Annotated in this window: 15 protein-coding genes and 1 pseudogene; 1 reads left to right on the forward strand and 15 read right to left on the reverse strand. The window is 38.8% G+C overall.

The features are described from left to right. Positions 1-50 precede the first annotated feature (50 nt). The 10 genes and pseudogenes from ACHABW_RS11220 to ACHABW_RS11265 form a co-directional block, all read right to left on the reverse strand. Positions 51-1,004: an AraC family transcriptional regulator gene (locus tag ACHABW_RS11220; RefSeq protein ID WP_435755386.1), complete on the reverse strand. Its 954-nt coding sequence runs from the start codon at positions 1,002-1,004 to the stop codon at positions 51-53. Between the two features lie 426 nt (positions 1,005-1,430). Further along, positions 1,431-2,546, reverse strand: coding sequence for a GntR family transcriptional regulator (locus ACHABW_RS11225; RefSeq protein WP_435755387.1), 1,116 nt, complete (start codon positions 2,544-2,546; stop codon positions 1,431-1,433). A 229-nt stretch (positions 2,547-2,775) separates the two neighbouring features. Next, the gene (locus ACHABW_RS11230) at positions 2,776-3,828 is read right to left on the reverse strand and encodes an arabinan endo-1,5-alpha-L-arabinosidase (protein WP_435755388.1); all 1,053 of its coding nucleotides are present in this window, start codon (positions 3,826-3,828) and stop codon (positions 2,776-2,778) included. Positions 3,829-3,940: 112 nt separating this feature from the next. Next, on the reverse strand, positions 3,941-4,900 hold the full coding sequence (locus tag ACHABW_RS11235) for a glycoside hydrolase family 43 protein (RefSeq protein ID WP_435755389.1): 960 nt from the start codon (positions 4,898-4,900) through the stop codon (positions 3,941-3,943). 40 nt (positions 4,901-4,940) lie between these two features. After that, positions 4,941-6,433, reverse strand: a pseudogene (locus ACHABW_RS11240) (alpha-N-arabinofuranosidase). Next, positions 6,408-7,064 (reverse strand): YesL family protein, encoded by a 657-nt coding sequence (locus ACHABW_RS11245; RefSeq protein WP_435755390.1) that lies wholly within the window; start codon positions 7,062-7,064, stop codon positions 6,408-6,410. Before ACHABW_RS11245 ends, ACHABW_RS11240 begins: the two are co-directional and overlap by 26 nt. 201 nt (positions 7,065-7,265) lie before the next feature. Beyond that, positions 7,266-8,114: a carbohydrate ABC transporter permease gene (locus ACHABW_RS11250; RefSeq protein ID WP_435755391.1), complete on the reverse strand. Its 849-nt coding sequence runs from the start codon at positions 8,112-8,114 to the stop codon at positions 7,266-7,268. A 1-nt stretch (position 8,115) separates the two neighbouring features. Next, positions 8,116-9,117: a carbohydrate ABC transporter permease gene (locus ACHABW_RS11255; RefSeq protein WP_435755392.1), complete on the reverse strand. Its 1,002-nt coding sequence runs from the start codon at positions 9,115-9,117 to the stop codon at positions 8,116-8,118. A gap of 17 nt (positions 9,118-9,134) precedes the next feature. Next, positions 9,135-10,502, reverse strand: coding sequence for an ABC transporter substrate-binding protein (locus ACHABW_RS11260; protein ID WP_435755393.1), 1,368 nt, complete (start codon positions 10,500-10,502; stop codon positions 9,135-9,137). A 435-nt stretch (positions 10,503-10,937) separates the two neighbouring features. After that, on the reverse strand, positions 10,938-11,333 hold the full coding sequence (locus ACHABW_RS11265) for a VOC family protein (RefSeq protein ID WP_435755394.1): 396 nt from the start codon (positions 11,331-11,333) through the stop codon (positions 10,938-10,940). Positions 11,334-11,533: 200 nt separating this feature from the next. Between ACHABW_RS11265 and ACHABW_RS11270 the strand changes: the two genes are divergently transcribed. Next, a complete protein-coding gene (locus ACHABW_RS11270) occupies positions 11,534-12,475 on the forward strand; it encodes an AEC family transporter (RefSeq protein ID WP_435755395.1) in 942 nt (313 codons plus the stop codon). On the opposite strand, the gene ACHABW_RS11275 is transcribed toward ACHABW_RS11270, so the two are convergent. From ACHABW_RS11275 to ACHABW_RS11295, 5 genes are all read right to left on the reverse strand, one after another. Then, positions 12,448-13,989 (reverse strand): alanine/glycine:cation symporter family protein, encoded by a 1,542-nt coding sequence (locus ACHABW_RS11275; RefSeq protein ID WP_435755396.1) that lies wholly within the window; start codon positions 13,987-13,989, stop codon positions 12,448-12,450. The genes ACHABW_RS11270 and ACHABW_RS11275 overlap by 28 nt on opposite strands. 415 nt (positions 13,990-14,404) lie before the next feature. Continuing rightward, the gene (gloA2, locus tag ACHABW_RS11280; RefSeq protein WP_435755397.1) at positions 14,405-14,791 is read right to left on the reverse strand and encodes an SMU1112c/YaeR family gloxylase I-like metalloprotein; all 387 of its coding nucleotides are present in this window, start codon (positions 14,789-14,791) and stop codon (positions 14,405-14,407) included. A gap of 121 nt (positions 14,792-14,912) precedes the next feature. After that, positions 14,913-16,079, reverse strand: coding sequence for a nucleotide sugar dehydrogenase (locus ACHABW_RS11285; RefSeq protein ID WP_435755398.1), 1,167 nt, complete (start codon positions 16,077-16,079; stop codon positions 14,913-14,915). Positions 16,080-16,407: 328 nt separating this feature from the next. Beyond that, positions 16,408-16,920, reverse strand: coding sequence for a sigma-70 family RNA polymerase sigma factor (locus ACHABW_RS11290; RefSeq protein WP_435755420.1), 513 nt, complete (start codon positions 16,918-16,920; stop codon positions 16,408-16,410). A 324-nt stretch (positions 16,921-17,244) separates the two neighbouring features. Then, the gene (locus ACHABW_RS11295; RefSeq protein ID WP_435755399.1) at positions 17,245-20,385 is read right to left on the reverse strand and encodes a fibronectin type III domain-containing protein; all 3,141 of its coding nucleotides are present in this window, start codon (positions 20,383-20,385) and stop codon (positions 17,245-17,247) included. Positions 20,386-20,499: the final 114 nt, after the last annotated feature.

The raw sequence follows: 20,499 nt of genomic DNA on the forward strand, positions 1-20,499 counted from the left end.
ACGGTTTCAAATCTCATTTAGCACGTTAAAAAACCGAGATAGTAACGTCCTTAAGTCTCAGCTATCTCGGGTATACTGTGTTGGGTTTCTCGATATTGACTTGGTGATAAGCCCGTCCACCTTTTAAATTGACGACTGAAGTGAGAGGAGTCATGATAGCCCATCATAAAGGCAATTTGTTCAATAGAATACTTTTCTTGAATGAGAAGGCTTTTTGAATCATTCAACTTTCTAAAGGTTACATATTGTCGCGGAGACATATCAAAAACTTTATTGAATACTTTATTACAATAGGAAACACTAATGTCTAAATGGTTTGCAACCTCTTCAATTCGAACAATACTCTCCTGAATATCTTCCTTATGAGAGGCTTTTCTAATCAATTGATCAATTTCTTGAGCAATTTGATACGCTACTTTAAATGTCTGTTCGGAAACTTTTTCATGCTTTTTTTGGTCTTTTTCCAAACATGATACCGTGATCGCCAACAATTCAAACATAATCGAGTGCAAATTCATCTTATCAGCAAAACTTAATTTAGTTTGTTGTGAAAAGTTTATTAAGCGATCTAGTAGAGGGCGAATACTTCTAGTTAACACGGAGTTGGCATGATAGAATGTATCCGTTGTTTTTTTGAAATAAGGTAGTAGTAATTTATCATCAATATTAAAATGAACACAAAAGTAATTAAATCCTTCCTCGGACTTTTCCAAACCCGAGCTGGAATGAACGTCTCCTGGTCGTACTAATACTAAGTCGCCCTCCTCTAGCTCGTACCTTTCCCCATGGATATAAAAAACCTGCTTACCTCGCGTGACTAAGTTAATCTCATACAGAGGATGCTCGTGTGCTGGATAATTCCAGGTGCTCTTAGCACTTCTTACATGCATCCGATAGAGTTCAAATTCAATTTTCATATCCGGAAATACATATTCATTAAAGGTGTGTTCATCAGTGATGGATTCCAGTCGATTTATATTGTTATCAGAATATCTAATTCCCATGGATTTCAGCACCTTTCAATATATGTTCGTCAAGTGTTTCAACATATAAGTCCTATCTTAATGATAAGATAATCTTCAGGGAATAGCATCAAAAATTTTTCTCTCGAATATGGTTCCCCTTAGGTGTTCGACTAGTTACATTGCTAATTTCATTTACTAACCTTTTCAATAATCTTGCTCCTGACAATATCTTTTATTTCTTGTTTCAAAGTATGTTTGCGAAACTGTTCTGAAAATTCGCCCGCAGAAATCTTTCTGGTTTATTGTAACAAGAAAACTCTCCTGGTAATGCTACGTGTATTAAAAAAAAATTGGCAAGCACAAGTCCGGTTCAATACCGAATTCACGCCAACCAATTTACTGCTAATATAAAATTCAAACTTTTGGGAATCACATCTAAAAGGGGCTTTCAATTTTTACACAAAATTAGGTGATTTCCTTTATATTATTTCTCCCCGTAGAGTTCCTCAAAACCAATTCTGGTTTATACTGTGTAGAAACTACTTCAAACTTGCCGGAGGACTCATTATTTTGCTCGATTAACTTTAAAATAGTTTTCGCAGCATCTATCCCCATGTTGACCTTTGGGTGCTTGATTGTCGTCAACTTTACTTCTGAGGCCATTGATAGTGGTGAATCATCAAACCCTACAATGGATATTTGCTCGGGAATCTGTATATTCATTTCCCTGATAACATCTAATAGCATCAAGGCCAGTTGATCGTTATAACAGACAATCGCCGTTGGTCTTTGTGTATCTTGTAACTTTTTACGTAATTCCTCAACCGGCTTCGAATCCTTTGATTCGGTGGTGTACGTTATAATATTTTGAGGACTTACAGGAAGACCTGCGCTTCGATGCGCTTTAATAAAACCTTTCATACGCTTAGACCCTTGTATATCATCGTTTTTAAAAAAACCGATGATATTTTCATGTCCTAGTTTTATCAAATGCTCCGTTTGCAAATATCCACCTCCTACATCATCCATAATAACGTGAATTGGTTCCAGCTCTTCATAGTAAGCGTTTATCATCACATAAGGAATCCGCATTCTTTCAAGGTTTAAATAGTAATTGATATTTGGATTTGGTAATGCACTTTTTGTTGGTTCCACAATTAAACCATCAAAAGATTGTGATATCACAGACTCAATGCATCGCCGTTCTTGGTCAATATTATTGTTCGTGCTAAATATGGTGACCTGATATCCATTTTCACTTAGAAAGGCTTCAGCACCACGAATGATTGTTGGAAAAATATAATCAGAGAAATAGGTCGTTATCACAGCAATATTTTTCCCTATTCCAATAGCACTTTCTTTATTAAGTGAGCGATCTGCGCAGAATGAACCGACGCCTTGCTTTTTATAAAGCCATCCTTCATTCACCAAATCGTCAATTGCCTTTCGAACCGTATGCCTACTGACTTGATGTTGTTTCATCAAGTCGCTTTCAGACCCTATCTTTTGATGAGGTTGAAAATAACCTTCTAAAATTGCCGACTTTATTTTATCTTTAACGTTACTATACTTTGTCCCCATAAACACCTCTCAATCTAAACTTATACGTACAGTGTATTATATCAAAGTAACATATATAAATCCCTGTTTTAGAGGGTTTCTTTTTAAAAATATCACTTTAGAAATTAGTCAACTGAATAATACATACAAGTTAATCCCTATTTTTTGCTGACTAGGTTAATGCTATAAGCGTGAGGGAAACTTGAACCACCTCTTAGTAAATCGCAGGAAAGAACCTGACATCATTCTATTAATTGATTTGTTTCGGCCACTCCTCTTGCCAGTCCAATGAGCGGATTTGCATTCGGATGACCCCATCTGCATCTCCGTCGTAATAATGGTAAATTAAATAATCTATATCACCTTCTTGGAGAATATCTTGACCTCCTGGACCAATCTGATCACCTTTCGTACTAAGAATTACTGTTCCTCCTCCCTCTTCAAGAGGAACACCATCTTTGTCAACATAAGGTCCCGTAACAGACTCCGAGCGGCCAACTGCAATTTTATAAGTGCTATCTGTTCCATTACAGCACTGATCCCAAGATGTAAATAAATAAAAGTAATTTCCTTTTTCTATTATTGTAGGTGCTTCAATTGGGTTATGCGCGACCCCGGGCCTGTTTGCAAGCGTATAAATTTCTCCCTCTACCTCCGTCTGACTTGCCATTTTCTGTAGCTTGATGCCACTGAAATGGGAACCAAAGGCAATCCACCACGAGTCATCGGCTTCAAACACGTGGGGATCAATGGCATTATAATCTTCCGACCCTTGCTGTGAAGTAAAAACGGGTCCGTGATCAATCCAGCTTTCAGGATCTCCTGGTGTTTTCGAACTTGCCGCACCAATTGCAGAATTATTCGAGCCAAAAGAAGAAGTAGCATAATACAAATAGTATTCATCTTCTCTTTTTACAACTTGTGGAGCCCACAAGTGATTTGGTCCATACTCTTTTATCCAGTCAGGAGCTGGAATTTCACCAATAGCTTCCCATTCCCCTTCCAAAGTACCTTCTGATTTTCTAATGTAAATTCCACCCGGATCTTCTTGATTTTGCAATTTCCCTGTGGAAAAAACATAATATGTATTTTGGTCCTTGATTATTGCAGGGTCATGAGCGGGGTCGTCAACCTCATCTTGAATGAAGTCCCCAATGTCACCGAACATTGCTAATTCCCCTTTATCCTGATTTCCATTATCGGTCTTTCCGTCATCACGAAGTGGGAAGCCCAGCATGACCGCTGAAACGACTACGACAACAACTAGTATTCCAACCCCTGCATAAATTGTTTTTGACTTCAACGCTCCTCATCTCCCCTTTATCTAAAAGTCCATCTGTAAGTATCTTGTGAGAAAAAAGAACAGAGCTTGTTACTTATGCTCTGTTCTCCATTAGTAGAAAGGAATCCTGGCATTAAGCGTCAGGTTTCGGCTCTCCAAATACCGGAAACCCATCCTCTCCCCACTCTATTACCTTAGCCCTTGTATGTCGATTTGGGTCATACAAAGGGTCTCCTTCGATTTCTTTATAACTTCTTCCGTGATAAATGAGCACATCTTTTTCACCATCTTCGCTCACGGTAAAGCTGTTATGGCCTGGACCATATTGTCCGTTTCTTTCACTCGTTTGAAACACAGGTACGTCAGACTTTTTCCATGAAGCTGGATCAAGCAAATCGGAAGACTCATCAGCATGCAACATACCCATGCAATAGTTATGGTCTGTTGCGCTACCGGAGTAAGTCATAAAAATCTTACCATTCCGTTTCAACACAGCAGCTCCTTCATTCACAAGATAACCGATTTTTTCCCATTCATATTCAGGGGTAGTAATCATCACTTGGTCACCTGTCAGTGTCCAAGGATTCTCCATCTTTGATATATACAAATTAGAGTTCCCTTTAATCTCAGGATCTTTCTGCGCCCACACATAATACTGTTCTCCAAGATGTTCAAATGATGTTGCATCAAGGCAAAAGGTTTCCCACTTGGTTTTTACTTGCCCCTTCTCCATCCATGAACCCTCTAGCGGATTTTCCGCATCACACTCTAGTGCAAACATTCTGTGGTCAAACAAGCCATCGGTCGTCTCTGTTGTTCCTGCAGCGGCGAAGTAGATATACCACTTATTATTAATAAAGTGAATTTCCGGCGCCCAAATATTTGCACTTAAAGGTCCCGATTCGTACTTTTTCCAAACAGTTACAGGATCCGCCTCGGCTAAGCCTTCAATCGTCGTTGCTCTTCTTACTTCAATCCGATCGTATTCCGGTACAGAACCAGTGAAATAATAATAACCGTCTTCATGTTTATAAACCCAAGGATCTGCTCTCTGCTCAATGATTGGATTGCGATAGTCATAGTTTGTATTCATCAAAACTTTCTCCCCTGTTCATCAGTATAGTCATTTTCATTTAGTTCATTTTTTTCAGACGGATCACATTCCAGGATGCTTTTGTTAGAACTGCTTCTACAAATCCGTCCTTTAGCTGTGATTTCCCCTTGTTATGAGGCTTCACGTCTTCTTTAAAAACAGTATTTACTGCTTTTAAGTTTTCGTTTTCCAGAACAATATGTTCTTTCAGGTGATAGTCCTCAAAACTGCTAACATTGATATCTAACTTGAGTTCTTCACTGATGTGACGATTCAGTGCAAAAATAGTTACTTCTTCACTTTCTTCGCTATACACAACTGCCGTATCTAGATACTCTACATCTGTGAAATCTTTCGTATCAAATTTCGGAGAAGAAACAACCGGATGTAATGACACCCCTCTTCCAAAAACGGATGTATGCATATATGGATAAAAAATTGTTTGCTTCCAGGAAGCACCCATATTATCCGTCATAATAGGCGCAATGACATTGACGAGTTGAGCCATACAAGCCATCTTCACACGATCTGCATGTTTCAGAAAGGTAATAAGAATACTTCCGACAAGAAGGGCATCCTCAAAGTTATACACGTCTTCAAGCTGTGGCGGCGCTACCGTCCAAGGCTCAAGCTTGCTATCAGAATCCTTCGAGTGGTACCAAACATTCCACTCATCAAAACTAAGCATCATCGTTTTTTTGCTTTAATATAGTCACATATCGATGTCACTGTTTCAATAAATCTCTCTAATTCCAATCCGTTCGCCAAGTAGTTTTGCGAATCGTTGTCATAATTACCGAAATACTGATGAAGTGAAATATAATCCGCTTCTTCATACGTATGATCAAGTGTCTCCGCTTCCCATTCAGGAAATGTCGGCATACTAGAGTTGGAGCTACCACATGTAACAAGTTCAATAGACGGGTCAACTAGTCTCATAGCTTTAGCTGCTTCTTTTGCAAGTCGTCCGTATTCATAAGGCGTTTTCTGACCTACTTGCCAAGGTCCATCCATTTCATTTCCGAGACACCATGTTTTTATATTATGGGGCTGTTCATATCCATGTTTTTTGCGTAGATCACTCCAATATGAACCTCCTGGGTGATTCGTGTATTCAATGATATTTCGTGCCGCATCGATTCCTCTCGTTCCGAGATTAATCGCCATCATTACTTCGGTACCTGCTTTTTTTGCCCAGTCAGCGAATTCATTCGTACCGACCTGATTCGTCTCAATCGTTCGCCACGCTAACTCTAACCGCTGCGGGCGATCTTCTTTCGGTCCAACACCGTCTTCCCAGTTATAGGCGGAGACCATATTACCACCAGGATATCGGACAATCGGAACGTTTAGTTGTTTCACGAGATCTAGTACATCTTTTCGAAAACCTTGTTCGTCCGCTTCCGGATGGCCTGGCTCATAAATACCCCCGTATACCGCACGCCCTAAATGTTCGATAAATGAACCGTAAATACGATCATCTACCTCAGCAATTTTATATTCTTTATCAACAACCATTTTTGCTTTTTTCATATATTACACCCTTTCCGTCATCTGAAGTGCTTGCTTTTTTTTCAAATTTTTCCAAAGTTTGGGTGAAGAACCACATCATTATATAAGACAAAACGCTTCCAGAGAAAAATAGAATAAAGACTGGAAAAGCTAATGACATATATCCTACTGTCCAGACAATGAGAAGAAACAACAATGCGATGTGAATTCTCCCAAGAACAAACATAGAAGTTTTTCGGAGAATTTCTCGTCCATTCCCTTCAAAATGAATCGATACAGGAATAACTGACACGATCATTAACAAATAACTGATTACTACCACGATAAACGCTATAACAACGAAAATAGGAGTTTCTGTTCCAGCTGCAACAATGATGAGGTAATTCACATATAGAACAACACCAGTTAGAGCGATCATCCATCCGTATATATTTGCTTTCATAAAGTTACTTTTAAACATCGTCCAAAACGTCTTCACAACAGGAATTTCTCGATCGCCTTGAATCCATTTCCTTGAGATCGAGAACATCGCTACTGTGGCAGGGAATAGACCAAGTACCCCTAGACCCAGTACGGTGAAAAAGAGCCACAATATATTTAACAATGCAAATTTAGTAAAGATTCGAGCGAATGAATCTATTTTTTCCATCATATCGTTCTTCCTCCTCTCATCTTGGTTCTTAAGAAAACGGTATAGCCGTCTTTTATTAAATGCAGCGTCAGCTTCCACCGCCCCGAGTAGCACCTACGTATTGAGTGTAGGTGCTACTCGAAATGAGAATGTGTTTCCCTTGATACGTGCAGTGTGAAGGTAGCTACCAATTATATTTTTTCTCTTTTAAATACAAGTTGATTAACCTTTTACCCCACCAGATGTTAATCCAGCAATAAAGAAACGTTGGAAAAACAAGAACAAAATAATGATCGGTACAATACTAAGTACTGAACCTGTAAAAAGAAGTTGATAGTTGTTTCCATAAGGTGTTAACAACGTTGCTAATCCAACAGGTAACGTAAACATATCATTCGATCTTAATACAAGTAACGGCCATAGGAAGTTATTCCAGCTCGTTAACCCTTGTAAAATTGCCATTGCAGCAAATGAAGGCAACATTAAAGGTGCCATAATTTTAAAGAAAATACCGTATTCTGTACAACCGTCAACTCTTCCTGATTCCATTAACTCTTTTGGTAGACCTACCGCATATTGTCTAAAGAAGAATACAGCAATTGGGGCCACAATTAACGGAAGCATCACCGCTAAATAAGAATCTACTAATTGAACTGCAATCATCATTTGGAAAAGCGGAAGCATAAGAATTTCAAAAGGAATCATTAAAATTAACAAGACAAGCAGAAAAATAAAACGTTTCCCTTTGAAGTCATACAAAGCCAATGCATATCCCACCATAGATGAGAAAAATAAAGAGAGTACAATCAGTACACCAGATATGATCAAACTATTAACATACCACTGCCAATATTGTGCGCCGCTTGCACTGAAGATTGCCTCAAAGTTCTCGAATTCTAAAGAAGACAAGAACAACTCTGCCGAAAGTCCAAATCTCATTAAATCAGATGCTGGACTGAGAGAGGCAACAACTAGTGAAATAACTGGAAATAATGCTAGAAATGCAACAATGCTGAAAAGTACTATTAAAAGTGTCGTGAATAATTTTCCTTGTTTTGTTTTTTCCTTCATATTAATCATCCTTTTTAAATGCGCCAGTTAAATAAAGTTGAATGGCACTTATGATCAAGATAACAATCAGAAGAACGATTCCAATTGCGGCTCCAAATCCCATATCATTACGCTGAATCCCTTCCTGATAGATATATCCTACGACAGTTAAACCAATGTTTCCCGGAGAGCTTGTTTCCCAGAAAACAAAACTTTCTTCAAACATTCGGAACCCGTTAATGATCGAAATTGTTGTCAGGAAAATAAATACTGGCTTTATAGCTGGAAAAGTGACATTTCTGAACTTTTGCCAAACATTAGCTCCGTCAATATCAGCTGCTTCGTATAAATCATTACTTACGTTTTGTAATGCAGCTAGAAAATAAAGGATATTAACACCCATCCATCTCCAAGAAGCGAGTGTTACCATCAGAAACATCCCTGTCCCTGCTCCATACCGCCACTCAAGTGGTGATAATCCTATAAGGTTAAGAATTTGGTTTGCAAGAGCTCCGTCAGAATCACCAAATATCATCCGGAAAATAGTACCTGCCACAATGACAGAGGTGAGTGCCGGGATAAAAATCGCTGCACGGAAAAAAGTTGAGTACTTCATCAGTTTATGGTTCAAGAATATTGCAAAAATCATGGGCAATACCGTTAGGATTACAACGGTTAAAATCACGTAAACACTCGTATTTTGAAGCGCCTGATAAAAAGTCGGGTTGAACACCCGCTCAAAATTAGATAATCCAACGTATTCCACTTGTCCCGGTAATACCCGCTGAAAACTCATATTTACAGCGCTGGCAAACGGGTAAAGGAAGAGGAATAAAAAGGAGATAATAAATGGCGAAACAAAAATGTAAGGTGCTGCCTTCTTAGAGGAAAGAAACTTTAATCGGTTTTTTTGAGGACTTGGTCCGATTGGTTTCTTCTCAGTTGAGAGAGAATTTTGCACGGTTCTTGCCTCCTTCAAAAATGATACCCCAGGGGAAAGGGTCTCTCCCCCACTGGGATACATAAATATCTGTTTTTTTATTACTCAGTCATTCTACTTCTTACTGCCTCTGCTGCATCTGTTAATGCTTCTTCAGGAGTCTTACTCTGATCACGCAAAACGGAGTGCATGACATTTGATTGAAGTTCCTGTGTTGCATTTGATGTCTGTTCCGTGATATTCACTTCTGCAATTTCATCTCTAACATCAAGCAGAATATCAAAAATATCATCATGGAAGTAGTCATAGAAACGGTTGTCTGCTCTCATTTCTTCGTTATCCCAAACGTCGTGTCTTGGTGGATCGAATCCTAGAATTTTCCATAATTGAATATTTCCTTCTTCAGTAAGTTTCGCATATGCTAAGAAGTCTTTAGCAAGTTCTGGTTCTTCAGTCTGGTTTGTTACAACCGTACCAGTACCACCCATACCTGCGGAACGATTTCCGCCTTCTTCCCACAATGGAAGCGGACGAATTTGCATTTTCCCTTCAAGATCTCCCATATAGTCTAAGAAACGTCCCATGTACCACATTGGCATCATAAGGGATGCTGCTCCACCTTCATTCATGTAACCGTAGTACTCTTCTGCGTGGTGAAAACCTCCAGGAGTAAGCTCAGCGATTTCATGCTCGTAAACTAAATCATGTAAAAATTGTAGCGTGTCGACATTAATATCGTTGTCTAAAATAACTTCTCCATTTTCGTCAAAATAGTCGGATTCTCTCTGACTAATCAACGGTTGGAATGACCAAGTCTCATCTGATTCTACCGTTGTCATCATCGCATCTGTGTTTTCTACGACCTTTTTACCAGCTTCAACATAATCATCCCATGTTTTAATAGAATCGATATCAACGCCAGCTTCGTTCATAATTTCCTCGTTATAATACATCACTGTTGCACCTACATGATAATCCATACCATAAAACTGTCCATCTTTCGCATACATCTGGTATCTCGATTCGACCAAATTATCTAGCTCTGGTTCGATCTTATCATTTAAAGGTAACATCTGCGGTTCCCCTTGCAAGAAGTTAGCAAACATACTGACTTCGATATCTGCAATATCAGGTGCTCCGCTTCCTGATTGTAAGGATAAAAGTAAATTGTTGTGCATCTGATCGATAGGATATGTTTCAGCTGTTAGTTGAATCGCTCGATCAGGAAACTCTTCGTTCCAGCGAGTGACAGCGTCTTCAAAAAATCCTGTATGAAGCTCATTAAAATTCCAAAACGTTAATTCTGTAGCACCTTCAACATCGTCACCAATAACTTGTGTCGCTTCTAAATTTGGGCCATCAGAAGCCTCTTCATTTCCACTATTATCGCTGCCACCATCGTTGCCATTATCTCCACAACCTGACAGTAATAATGCTCCGGATGCCATTAAAAATAAAAACTTTTTCATTCTCGAACCCCTCCTATTTTATAAAGTGTTACTAAAACAACTACCTACATCGTAATCCCCAGTAAATTAGGAACAACAACGTCTTACCAAACACATTTCTTACTTCCTCATACATGACACGTACGTATATGCCTTTTTTAAAAGTCTAGCATTTCTGTTTACGTATATGCTCAAACAGCGTTAAACTTAGGTTAATCGCCTCTTAAAATAGTAATCTATTCTCTGAAAATCAATAAACCGTTTAAATAAAACGCTTACAGATTGTTTATAACTTATACGTATGAGGATTGATTCAATTATAAAACAGACCCAACTTATACGCAAGTTTTTTCTCACTAATTCAAAAAAACTACTAAGTTGAGTCTCATTTCTCTAAATTACAACAAAAAAAAGCTTGGCCCCCCAAGCTTTTTTGACTGAATATTTATAGTTATTTTACTCATCTACATCTTTTTGCTCTACATTAAACTCTATCAAATTGTGATCTGGATCCATGCAAAAGATTTGTGCGAATCCGCTTTTGCTTTTAGGCTTTTCAACCACTTGCACCCCTTTATATTTCAAAGAACTCAGCGTCTGATGATAATCTCTAACGCGGATTGCAAAATGGCCATCTCTTGAATTGATATTGTTCTCTTTCCTGAGTGTATTAGATTCCCGGTAAACAATTAAATGTAATTGTTGATCCCCCAGGCTATACCAAGCACCCGAAAAATCAAAATCCGGTCGCTGCAACTCAGCAAACCCAAGTACCTCCCCGTAAAACTCTTTTGCTTTTGCCAAATCGGTCACACATAAACTCACGTGATGCAATCCTATTATATCAATCATTGAAATCCTCCGATCCATACTAAATTTTTGTCTTTCTATAAGTTTATAACAATGTGATTGAAAATAAAAATCGAATCAATGTTTACTTTACTAAAACCAAAAATATAACTTATCCCCCCATTCCCTAAAAATCTTTACAGCATAGTAAAAATTCCTTAAGCTGTATAGAGTACATATATATAGAAGAAAGGAGCTTAAAAATGGATATAACCGTCGTTATCACTTCCATTGCTGTCATGGGAATAATGATTGCTTTAGGAGTTTTCTTTGCTTTTAAGGTCGTTGTGACCGCTGAAATAAAACAAACGTTAATTTTAATCGTTTTAAATATTGCCGTTCCATCCGTCATTTTAAATGGTGTTTTCAATACAGAAGTATCTGATAAACTTTTAAATCAAGCAATGATTATTTTTGGGATATCGATTATTTTTCATTTAGGGGCTCTCTTATTGGCTTGGGTCTTCACAAAGATTTTCCACTTTGAATCCGTATTTGCCAAAAAAATGACGATACTCGCTGCGCTTGGCAACACCGGTTTTATCGGGATCCCTTTATGCGCAACCATTTTCGGTCCTGTGGGCGGATTACTGGCGGCGATTTTCGATGCTGGGCTTGATATCATTCTATTTTCCGTCGTTATTTATATGCTCCAATCAGGAAGAGGATTAAATATTAGACAGCAATTAAAATCCTTAGTAAATATTCCTCTTTTAGCTGTAATCATTGGTCTAACCTCTGCTTTCATCGGCTTTCAACCACCTGAAATAATCAAGCAGTTAACAGCTCTTCTATCTGGATTAGCAGCACCCTTAGCCATGCTGTACTTAGGGATACTGGTCCAGGGTCTTTTTGCAAAAACAAGGTTCACTATTTATCCGCAAATTTGGTTTCCTCTGGGTATTAGGTTAATCATCATCCCGATCCTTGCTCTGTTGCTCATTTCTTTAACTAATTTGGAGGACTTGATTATTCATATTGTCATTATCTTATCAGCGATGCCAACATTTACTCTGGCAGCGATATTATTCTCTCGCTACACAGGTGATGAGGAAACTGCAGTGATGACCATCGCCTTTTCTACGATACTTTCACTCCTGACAATACCACTTATTTCTTATCTATCTGTCCTATGGTTATCGTAATTAGTCTTAAGACAGATGCTTCCAGTTGTCTCGACGGATTCAAGCCTCTCCGTTCGAGGAAAAAAAGCAGTCTCGAACCTAAGTTCAAAACTGCTTCTTTCATTAATTTGTTTTTCTTTATCTTCCCAGCTTTCAATGTTTTTTAAACCTTTAATACTGTCACGGTAAAACACTGGGTCAAGACCTTGCTTTTGCTGATCCTGATAATTCTTCAATGCTTTAAATGCAATTTTACTCAACAATGCCACAGCGATCAAGTTAACTACTGCCATCGATCCCATAAACAAATCGGCCATTGCCCAAATAATATCTAAATCACTCGCGGAACCGACCAAGATCATGATGAGAAAAGCAATTCTGAATAGTGTCAAATAAATTGGTTTTTCAGTAATAAATTCTATGTTTGCTTGCCCGTAGTAATAGTTACCTAATAACGAGCTCACAGCGAAAAAGAAGATAGCGATCGTAATAAATATTGTCGCCCAGTCACCCATATGTGCAGCCAGTGCTTCTTGAGTTAACTGAATTCCTTCCATGTTTCCAACCGTATAAACGTCGGTAAGTAAAATAATAAATGCAGTCGCACTACAAATAATCAGCGTATCAATCAGAACACTTAACGACTGAATCAAACCTTGTTTGACTGGGTGTGACGTATATACTGTAGCCGCCGCGTTTGGCGCACTTCCCATCCCAGCTTCGTTGGAAAAGAGACCACGCTGAACCCCATTCATAATCGCAGCACCAATACCCCCTCCAACTACTTCTTGAAGACCAAATGCATTGTTAAAAATGAGCGCAAAAACTGCAGGCACTTCTGTAATATTAACGATCATAATAATGAGAGCTACCATAACATATGTAATAGCAAAAATTGGGACAATAATTTCTGCAACAACGGCAATACGCCGAATTCCACCGAAGATAATAACCCCCATAACAGCTGCAATGATGAGCCCAACTAGAAGCGGACTAACGTCATACGCACCTACGAAAGCATCAGCAATTGTATGTGTCTGAACACCGTTAAATATGAGACCGAAACATAATATCAGTAGTATAGCAAATAATAATCCAAACCATCGTGCCCCAAGCGCTTTTTCCATGTAATACGCTGGACCACCGCGGAAACCATCCTTGTCTTTCACCTTGTAAATTTGTGCAAGAGTGCTTTCAACAAAACCAGTTGCAGCTCCTATAATAGCGACAATCCACATCCAAAAAATTGCACCAGGTCCCCCAACAGATATCGCTAAAGCTACCCCCGCTAAATTCCCCGTACCAACTCGAGCAGCCGTGCTTATCGCAAAAGCCTGAAACGGGGTGGTTCCTTTTCTTTCTCTAAATGCTTTCCGATCTGTTCCTTTTACTAACTCTTTCACCATGGAAGGCAACATTCTGAATTGAACAAATTTCGTTCTAAATGAAAGATAAAGTCCTAAAATTAAAAGTAATCCGATAAGAACATACGTCCATAGCAGATCGTTACCAATCGCAATTAAATCACTTAACATAACATCAATCTCCTCATAAAAAATTGTTCATAAATCAGTTCCCTATCATATAGAGTCTTTCTTGAACATGATTTGTCAGATTTCCTATTTTTATACCGAGCTTAGATTGTTCCCGCTATATAATACAAACCTCCGTTATATATTCTAGTTCGCCCTTTAAATTAATGCAAAGATTTTATAAAACATTCTAATTTTGAGCCACTTTTTGTAAAGTTTGAGGGTAAGAACCACTCAAATAATAACTATAATAGCGAGTGTACTAAAAGTGTTATTCGGTGACACCCAACCCCCTGTCGCTTCTTGAGTATCACTTAAACCTTTCGAGTTATTGCAAAATTAACAAAAAAGCCCCTACCCCAGAAAACTGGAAAAGGAGCGAATTTTTTAGTGTTTTTCGGAAACTGATTCATTACTATTACTTCTCATACAATTCAATCGGCAGGCCATCCGGGTCGGAAACAAATGTATACTTTTTGTTGGTATCAGTATTAATTCTTATTGCTTCTACTGTAAGGCCTTTACTCGCTAAATGGATTACGGCATCTTTAATATCTTCTACTTCAAAGGCCAGATGTCTAAGCCCAGCAGCCTCTGGATAATTTGGACGCTCCGGTGGATTCGGAAACGAAAATAATTCAATTTGATACGTATCGTTTACTGCTAAATCCAATTTATAAGAATTACGATTTTCACGGAAGATCTCATTTTTTGGTTCAAGTCCGAGAATCCTTACATAGAAGTCTTTCGATTTTTCATAATCACTACAGATGATTGCAACATGGTGAATTCTAGTTAGTTTCATTACATTCTCCTTTAATTAAATGAGGAAAACCACGATAAAAATTTACGGTTTTCCTTACTTTTTTTACTATCTTATCAGTGCTAGTTAAAAAACTTATTTAACCGATTAACCTAACAATTTGTCAGTCAGTATTAAATAGATCTCTAGTGTACACTTTTTCTTTCACATCGATTAATTCTGGATTTAATCGATTCGATACAATGATATCAGAAATTCTCTTAAACTCTTCAAAGTCTTTGATAACCCGAGAGTGATAGAATTCCTCTTCTTTAAGGACTGGCTCATAAACAACAACTTCGATACCTTTTGCCTTAATTCTCTTCATAATACCCTGTATAGCTGAAGCTCTAAAGTTGTCAGAGTCCGTCTTCATCGTCAGTCTGTATATTCCCACTATATTTGGATCTAATTCAATAATTTTTGTTGCTACGTGATCTTTACGAGTACTATTTGCATCCACGATTGCCCCGATGAGATTATTTGGAATATCTTCATAGTTTGCTCGTAGTTGTTTTGTATCTTTTGGTAAGCAGTATCCTCCATACCCGAATGATGGGTTATTATAGTGATTACCAATCCTTGGATCGAGTCCTACCCCTTCAATGATCTGTTTTGCATCAAGTCCCTTTGTTTCAGCATACGTATCCAATTCGTTAAAATAAGCGACGCGTAGTGCTAAATACGTATTCGAGAAAAGTTTGACTGCTTCCGCTTCCGTTGAGTTCGTCATTAAAACCTCAATATCTTTCTTCTCCGCACCATTCACTAATAAACTCGCAAATTTCTCTGCCCGGTCTGATTTTTCTCCAACGATAATTCGTGATGGGTGGAGGTTATCATAGAGAGCTTTTCCTTCCCTGAGAAATTCCGGGGAAAAAATAATATTATCAGTTTTATACTTTGCTTTAATTTCTTGAGTGTACCCTACTGGAACCGTGGATTTAATCACCATCACTGCATCTGAATTTATGGCCATTACCGTTTCGATAACTTTTTCAACTGTAGATGTATTAAAGTAGTTTTTTACAGGATCATAATCGGTCGGAGTTGCTATAATGACAAACTCAGCATCTTGGTATGCCACATTGGTATCCATCGTAGCAACAAGACTTAAATCTTTTGTTGTCAAAAACTTTTCTATCTCGCGGTCTACGATCGGAGACTCCTTTCGATTGATCATGTCCACCTTTTCATTAATGATATCAATTGCAACTACTTCACTATTTTGAGCTAGTAAGACTGCATTCGATAACCCTACATAACCTGTTCCAGCCACAGCGATTTTCATTCTCTTTATCCACATCCTCTTCATTAAAAGATCTTTTGTGTCCCGCTGCTACTATGTATATATTTACCCTTATATTATATCGCAAGTTTACCACCTTACAGTGAAACCTGAAACATTTTACTAATGATTGGCATTAATTCCTTCTAATATATTTTTAAAGCTTATGATTTGTCTCGATATATAAGAAAAACGCAAAGCGTCTTTTATTAAATACAGTGTGATCTTTAAAGGCACCCCGAGTAGCACCTACGAAATGCGTGTAGGTGCTACTCGAAAGGGATCGAGCTTCCCTTGATGCGTGTGGCGTAAAGATAGCTGTCAAATTACTTTAAATCGTAAAATCAAAACCTTCTGCACGTAACTTTTTCAAGGCAGTTTTCCGCCACGTTTTCACAGTAGAAACAGAAACGTTTCTTGATTCCGCTATTTCTGTTGGTTTAATCCCATAGAACAAGGCTTCGCGTACCCACTCTTTTTCTCTTGGGCTTAAGCTTGTTCGCGAAAGCCAATCTTGCAAAACCAGCAACTCTTCTTCTTTCCCAACAATTAGAAGACTTGTTTCACTCATGATAAACGGTTCCGTGGCGACATGTCTGGAGTTCCACCGCTCCTTTTTTTCGAGTGACTGCTGGATCCGTCCATATACATAGCTTTTCGCATACGCCGGGAAAGCGCCAAGTTGTTCATCATGTCTTACCCAAGCTTCATACAATGCAATTCTTCCAGTTTGAATATACTCGTCTTTTTCCATGCCTAAATTCCACTTGCGAATGAGCCCATAAATCATCGGCATAAACTGTTCGCAAATTTCCTCAAATTCATAATCATTTCTTGTCTCCATTTTCTCCAAGGGATGTCTCCTGCTTGGAAGCGCGCTTCCGCTTATTCCGCGGTAATTTCAGTTTAGAACGCTATTGAAAATCGAGCGAATGACGATAAATTACGTTTCTCCTATAGAAACAGCACGTTTCTATAGGAGAAACGTGCTGTTTCTATAGGAGAAACGTGCTGTTTGTTAGAAAGATACGTGCATTATCGATAGAATTTAGTTCGAAAAAGGAAAATGGATTAGTCCTAGCATCCTCTTACGTTCAGAAAGTATAGTTCCTGGAAAATTTAAAAGGAAAGAAGCTACCCAAATTGGGCAGCTTCTTTCCTAAACACACTATTTTTGCAATTGATGTGCCATATTTATTAAAACTTCAGCTTGTTCTTCGGTAAGTGCTTTCCCAGTTTGTGCTTCCACGTGATTAATAAACGCACCAAGTTGGTTGTTCCGTGCTTTTATGTTTCCTTTTTCATCTGAACTCTTAGCTTCATTCACTTTTGCAAGAAATCCGTTCACTTTTCCTTTTTTACCGCTATTCGCTAAAACATATTCTTCTGTTAGTGAAGTTAGATTGGCAAAGCTGGCTTCATCTCCCGTCGTTATCGCTGGCATAGAAGGTGTTTCCATACCATGTCCGAGGAAAAATCCTGTATGTGGAGGCTGATTGTAAGCCACATTTTGCCATGCTACACCTAGTCTATACGTAGGATCGTGCATCAATGTGAAAATTCTTTCTTCTGTCACGTCCGTTGTCGTATAAATACGAAGCTCTTCACTATCAGCAGAAGCCCAAATCACTTCTTCTCTCCAGTCTCCGTATAAATCGGCTTGCAACGTTGGATTTCCTTTCGTACCATTACTTGTACGAGTGCCTTCTGGAGTAAGAACATTTTCTAACTGTTCACTCTCCCAATTCCATTTGTCAATTCGTCCTACCCCATACGTATCGCTGCCTTCAGCAAAATCATGGTCTAGTAGTTCTCGTAATAAGTCACCAGTCCACCATACTGCATGGTTAATAGAAGCTGGAGACTTATCTGTAATTCGCTCCCCTTCTACAGAGAATAAACCACTACCACCACTGCTTCCATCCCAACTATCAGAAGCCCAAAGCTCTGCTCCATCATATCTTGGATCAATATCCGCAGCAAGACCGCGACCTACATCAGATCCAGTCTCCACTCCCCACAGCAAGTCGCCAGTCTCAGCATCTCGAATGCCATAACCAACTGGCGATCCTGAACTTTCATGAGGTTGGAATATTTCGAGTCCACTGCGATTAGGATTTAAGTCACTAACGTGAGCCGCATCTCCATGGCCCCAACCAGTCGAATAAAGCCCTGTTCCATCGTGATCGATGACACTTGCACCATAAACAATTTCATCATAGCTATCCCCATCTACATCGTTGATGGATAAACTGTGATTTCCTTGTCCCGCGTAAGCACCAATACCTTCTTCATCACTGTCAAAAACCCAGTTTTCCTGTAATTTTCCATCTTTAAAATCATACGTTGCAAGAACCGCTCTTGTGTAATAACCCCTTGCCATGACAATGCTTGGACTTTCCCCATCCAAGTAAGCAACTCCAGCTAGGAAACGATCGACTCGGTTTCCGTATCCATCACCCCAGTCATTTACATTTCCTCTTGGTGGATTATAATCAATTGTATCGAGCGCTGCCCCTGTTTCTCCATCAAAAATCGTTAAAAATTCATCTCCTTCTAATATATATCCCGCACTATTTCGATGATCGGCATCTGCATCTCCAATCACCGTTCCTTGTCCGTCTACAGTACCATCAGCTGTTTTAATGACCACTTCTGATTTTCCGTTTCCATCAAAATCATAGACTAGAAATTGTGTATAATGAGCCCCAGCTCGGATATTCTTTCCTGCATCAATTCTCCAAAGCCTTTCTCCTTCCAATGTATACGCATCAATATAAACATTCCCGGTATACCCTGGTCGTGAATTATCTTTTGCGTTAGACGGATTCCACTTTAAAATGACCTCGTAGTTACCATCTCCGTTAACATCTCCCACACTCGCGTCATTTGCGGAGTATTCAAAATCTACACCATCGGGAGTCGTTCCACCTTCTGGCTTATCAAGCGGAATACTAGAAAACTGTTCATTCCATACTTCAAATGTTTCCGTTTCTGATTCACCACTACCATTATTGACTTGAACTTGGTAAGTGGATGATACCGTCCCACCCTCATCAAGATAGTTCGTACTCTCTGTAATAGGAGTATCATTGATTTTTTCACCATCACGGTACAAGTCAAAACTCACTTCTTGTGGGTCCGTACCGAGCATTTTCCACCCGACATAAATCCCATCTTCAGTATCAACCGCAACTGGTGCACGATTTAACTTTTCCATTTGCCGCAATCGTTCAGCGACAATTGGTGATTCTAGAGACTGTGAGTATTCGGATAAGCCTCCTTCATTGACGGCTCGAACTTTATAATAATAATGTGCAAATGTGAGTATCGAATCGTCTGTAAATGCAGACTCCTCAGTCACACCAATTTTTGAGTATCCGTCATCTTCAAATCTTGATCTGTAGACGTAATATTTAATTGCTTCACCCGTATCGCTCCAAGAAATAGACACAGATTCGTCAGTAGCGTCTTCCACTTCAAGATTACCGGGCGCCGCCGGAACTGTGACCGATTCATCAAACATGTCAACCTTGACCTCATTGCTGTTTGATGATTCAATTCCCTGTTCATTCACTAGTGTTACTGCATAGGTATAGGAGTACCCTAGTTCTACCGTTTCATCTGTATAATTATTTGTATCACTACTACCTATCTTAGAAAACGTTTCTTCACTTTCGGCTTTTCGATAAACCTGGTAGCTTACAGCTGCATCGTTATCGTCCCAAGTTAAACTAACTGATTCTTGGATTCCAAGTGATTTGCTCTCAACCTCTAAACCTGTTAGTTCAGACATTGGGATAATTTCAAGCCCGTTAATCCGACCATTTTCTCTGATGTCGATGTTTAACTGCTCGTCTGATACTGTCGTCATAGTAGTTAATTCTGCATATTCGCCAGCGCTTGAAGAGTTATTACCTTGATCTTCTCCTTCAACCGTAAAACCAGTTCGGTTAAAAGCAATGTCATCCCCTGCAATAATTCTGACAAAATACTCCCCGTCAGGAATATCAACCATAAATTCATAATCCCCATCAAGAATGAAATCACGTCTGAGATCATCTGGTGCTCCGCGATCTCGCTCAGCTACATTCTTATCAATCCCGTAGCCAATTTGACTATCGTATACCATCGTATTCGTAACCTGCGTGTAGCCCTCTGCTACTGGGCCTGTCCCAAAATCAAATCGAAAACTTTGCTGGTCAACATCATTGGCCTCTGCTGTTGATTGATTAAACGAACCAACATTTCCGAACGTAGATATGAATAAGACAACAATCATAAACACTACAAAATTCTTTTTATACATGAAATCCCTCCAAATTATTTTTTATTCCTAGAATATTTCAGTCACCTCCTAATTGAAATAAAGTCTATTCAGTAAGCGCTTTAATTATTAGGTTTTAAAAACAGAATATTCAAT

The organism is Salipaludibacillus sp. CF4.18, from assembly GCF_051262595.1.
GTDB classification, from domain to species: domain Bacteria; phylum Bacillota; class Bacilli; order Bacillales; family Salisediminibacteriaceae; genus Salipaludibacillus; species Salipaludibacillus neizhouensis.

Excerpts from the sequence above, each read along its gene's own strand:
- ACHABW_RS11235 (WP_435755389.1), bottom strand. The coding sequence starts at position 4,900 with ATGAATACAAACTATGACTATCGCAATCCAATCATTGAGCAGAGAGCA.
- ACHABW_RS11295 (WP_435755399.1), bottom strand. The coding sequence starts at position 20,385 with ATGTATAAAAAGAATTTTGTAGTGTTTATGATTGTTGTCTTATTCATA.
- ACHABW_RS11245 (WP_435755390.1), bottom strand. The coding sequence starts at position 7,064 with ATGATGGAAAAAATAGATTCATTCGCTCGAATCTTTACTAAATTTGCA.
- ACHABW_RS11270 (WP_435755395.1), top strand. The coding sequence starts at position 11,534 with ATGGATATAACCGTCGTTATCACTTCCATTGCTGTCATGGGAATAATG.
- ACHABW_RS11265 (WP_435755394.1), bottom strand. The coding sequence starts at position 11,333 with ATGATTGATATAATAGGATTGCATCACGTGAGTTTATGTGTGACCGAT.
- ACHABW_RS11250 (WP_435755391.1), bottom strand. The coding sequence starts at position 8,114 with ATGAAGGAAAAAACAAAACAAGGAAAATTATTCACGACACTTTTAATA.
- ACHABW_RS11220 (WP_435755386.1), bottom strand. The coding sequence starts at position 1,004 with ATGGGAATTAGATATTCTGATAACAATATAAATCGACTGGAATCCATC.
- ACHABW_RS11255 (WP_435755392.1), bottom strand. The coding sequence starts at position 9,117 with ATGTATCCCAGTGGGGGAGAGACCCTTTCCCCTGGGGTATCATTTTTG.
- gloA2 (WP_435755397.1), bottom strand. The coding sequence starts at position 14,791 with ATGAAACTAACTAGAATTCACCATGTTGCAATCATCTGTAGTGATTAT.
- ACHABW_RS11225 (WP_435755387.1), bottom strand. The coding sequence starts at position 2,546 with ATGGGGACAAAGTATAGTAACGTTAAAGATAAAATAAAGTCGGCAATT.
- ACHABW_RS11285 (WP_435755398.1), bottom strand. The coding sequence starts at position 16,079 with ATGAAAATCGCTGTGGCTGGAACAGGTTATGTAGGGTTATCGAATGCA.
- ACHABW_RS11275 (WP_435755396.1), bottom strand. The coding sequence starts at position 13,989 with ATGTTAAGTGATTTAATTGCGATTGGTAACGATCTGCTATGGACGTAT.
- ACHABW_RS11290 (WP_435755420.1), bottom strand. The coding sequence starts at position 16,920 with ATGGAGACAAGAAATGATTATGAATTTGAGGAAATTTGCGAACAGTTT.
- ACHABW_RS11260 (WP_435755393.1), bottom strand. The coding sequence starts at position 10,502 with ATGAAAAAGTTTTTATTTTTAATGGCATCCGGAGCATTATTACTGTCA.